The 2,570-nt window shown below is 59.1% G+C and carries 3 protein-coding genes and 1 pseudogene; 2 read left to right on the forward strand and 2 right to left on the reverse strand.

The window, feature by feature from the left end; genetic code table 11:
* Positions 1-869 (reverse strand): helix-turn-helix transcriptional regulator (locus EOA24_RS33980; RefSeq protein WP_127410587.1); only part of this gene is annotated, 869 nt, incomplete at its 3' end.
* A gap of 311 nt (positions 870-1,180) precedes the next feature.
* Between EOA24_RS33980 and EOA24_RS33985 the strand changes: the two genes are divergently transcribed.
* Together EOA24_RS33985 and EOA24_RS43505 are read left to right on the forward strand one after the other, a co-directional pair.
* Positions 1,181-1,564 (forward strand): MucR family transcriptional regulator, encoded by a 384-nt coding sequence (locus EOA24_RS33985; RefSeq protein WP_348633095.1) that lies wholly within the window; start codon positions 1,181-1,183, stop codon positions 1,562-1,564.
* 54 nt (positions 1,565-1,618) lie between these two features.
* Positions 1,619-1,926, forward strand: a pseudogene (locus tag EOA24_RS43505) (cyclic nucleotide-binding domain-containing protein); the annotation flags it as partial.
* 337 nt (positions 1,927-2,263) lie between these two features.
* Here EOA24_RS43505 and EOA24_RS42040 read toward each other — a convergent pair.
* On the reverse strand, positions 2,264-2,570 hold a 307-nt coding region (locus EOA24_RS42040; RefSeq protein ID WP_210213630.1), incomplete at its 5' end, for a hypothetical protein.

The following is a 2,570-nucleotide window of genomic DNA, read 5'->3' on the forward strand; positions in this document are numbered from 1 at the left end:
GGTTCCAGCAGGACGACGACTGTGGGACCCTCGAAGTAGGCTGAAAAGCGATCCTTCCTGACTTGGATGAACGTCAGCTTGACCTCGTTGACAACTGCGCCCCAGGCCTTGTGCGCGACAAAGCTCCTGTCAAGCATGCGCCGAAGCATTGCGTCGGCCTCCGGCGAGCAGATTCTTATCCGTCCGAGCGGTGTCCGGCGCACACAGGTCCCGGTCTCGACAATCCGCGACCCGCATTCGGAAACTGATTTGACCGCTGCACCTTCGCCTACGATCAGCAGCCCGGCATCGATCGCATCGAAGATGGAACTACCAATTTCAGCGATCTGACTTCTTTTTGTTCCAATCCGATAATTACGAAATGCGCGGTGCAGGTGGGGAGCGATGGCCGTAAGTTGGTCGGCCACAGGCTTGTTGCGCTCCGGATCACCTCTGCTGGTCAATATGGACAGCAGGAAAGACCGCCCCTCTTCGCGAACGATGGTCAGACCCACGGCGGATTCTTCGCCGATCGGCCGGAAAAAGTCGTTGTAGAACTCGGTCTTCCTGAAATCGACGGCAGGCAGCATCTGCTCGGCCACCACGCCCAGGCCAATCTTCCGTACCGAGGCTTTGGGCATCCATGGATTGATGCGGCAGTAATAATCCGCATAATTTCTTACAGTTGTGTCATCCAGGCCGTGATTCAGCTCCCACGTGCCATGTCCCGTCGTTGCGTCGTGGTAGAAGAGCAAGGAGCGGCCGTCGGGAATAGACTTTGAGAGTTCGGATAGAAAGTCCGACCAGCTCGCCTCCTTGAGAACCGCTGCATATATGAGATCGATCAGGTAGTCGGCGTGGAACTCAGCCCGTATCATGGTGGCCACCATGTGCAGGCGTTGCCCCGAAAGGACGTGCTCCCATTCACACCATATCCCCCTCGCCGCCCAGCGAGTTCGAAGTAGAGTTTGTCAGACTAGAAGCGAATTGTGAAGACTAGACAAACCGAACTTAGGATCCGACGGTGCTTCTACGCCGCTCCAATTGGTCCCGGGCAACAGGATAAGCGGCAGCCGTCTCTGCCTGGCAGCGCAAAGGGGAACTTGGAAAGCTGACGTTCATAAACCCCAGTTGCCCCACGCGGGCCGAAATCGGCCCGGAGGCCGGGATTCCAACCAGGGGTCGGAACAAGATGGGGTGGTTGCCGCCCTCCCTGACTGCAAGCGTCGTATCCGCCTATATTGCGAACAACCCGCTGCCCGCGGCCGAACTCCCGGAATTCATCGGCAAGATATATGCCTCGATCAAACTCATCTCGATCGGATCGATCGATGTCCAGCCCGACGAGATCAAGGGCGCCGCCCGGGCGAAAAAATCCGTCACGCCCGAATTCATCATCTGCCTCGAGGACGGCAAGCGCTTCAAATCGCTGAAGCGGCACATCAAGGCTCAGTACGGCCTTACGCCGGATCAGTATCGAGCGAAATGGAACCTGTCGTCCAACTACCCGATGGTGGCGCCGAACTATTCGGCAACCCGCTCGAAACTGGCCAAATCCATGGGTCTCGGCCGAAAGATAAAATAGGCTCCGGTACGACTGCGACGCTAGGGGCGTTGCTGGCGGGCGACGGGAACACCTATAGCTGTTCGCAAAGACATTCACACGGCAGGCGTCCCGGTGCTCTGCGCTTCATGCGAGGCCCGGCATCGCGCATGCGGCGCGCTCAACTCTGAGCAGCTTGCCGCCCTTGCCAGGTCGACGAAACGGCACAAGGCGGAGGCCGGCAAGGAACTGATGGCGTCGAGCGCTTCTCGAATGTGCTTTCGGGCGTCGTGAAGCTGATCAAGACGCTTTCCGACGGCCCCTAGCAGATTGTCGGCTTGCAGTTCGCGCCCGACTTCCTGGGCAGGCCGTTCCAGGCCGAGAGCACGCTGACCGCCGAGGCACATTCAGCGCGTGCTCGCAAGCGATGAGATGCGTTGGCAAGGGCCGGAAGGCGCGAAGTTCGCCGCTCACCAAGGTCGCACAGCAAGCCCTCCGGTTCTGGCTCAAGGAGCCCAGGAAGCGAGGCGCAACGGCTCTTTTTCCGAACATGCACGGCGGCAGGCTTAGCGCCGACAGCGTGCAGGCGCTGCTGAGCCCCAGCGCTCACCCACACCCAGCCTCTTTGTTCTGGTCATAGGTAAAGTCCTCCAACCCTTCACACCGGAGGCACCCCTTCATCAGCATCTCGTCCTACTAGCATAGTGCCCAAAGGCACCTTGTGGGGTGCGGAATGCAAGACTAGCCGATCGCCGAAAGAATGCGAGACAGGGCGTTATTTGCCGCCCGCACTTCATGGGTTAACTCGCTCTCCGGTTTCGCTGAACCGGAATAAAACACGATATCCTCATAAGGACTGGAGCCGCGTGTCAGGACGCGCAGCGTGATCGACGTGATTTCCTCGGTCTGCGACTTCGACCCCGTTACCGCCCCTGCCACGGCCCCGAGAGGGCCAAGAAGAGCACCGCCAACGACAGCGCGGCCAAGCTGAGAACCGCGATTGGATTTTATCGACGTCCTGCCCTCCTTCATAACCGAAGCGGAAATG

Origin of the sequence: Mesorhizobium sp. M2A.F.Ca.ET.039.01.1.1, from assembly GCF_003998035.1 — a bacterium.
Lineage (GTDB): Bacteria > Pseudomonadota > Alphaproteobacteria > Rhizobiales > Rhizobiaceae > Mesorhizobium.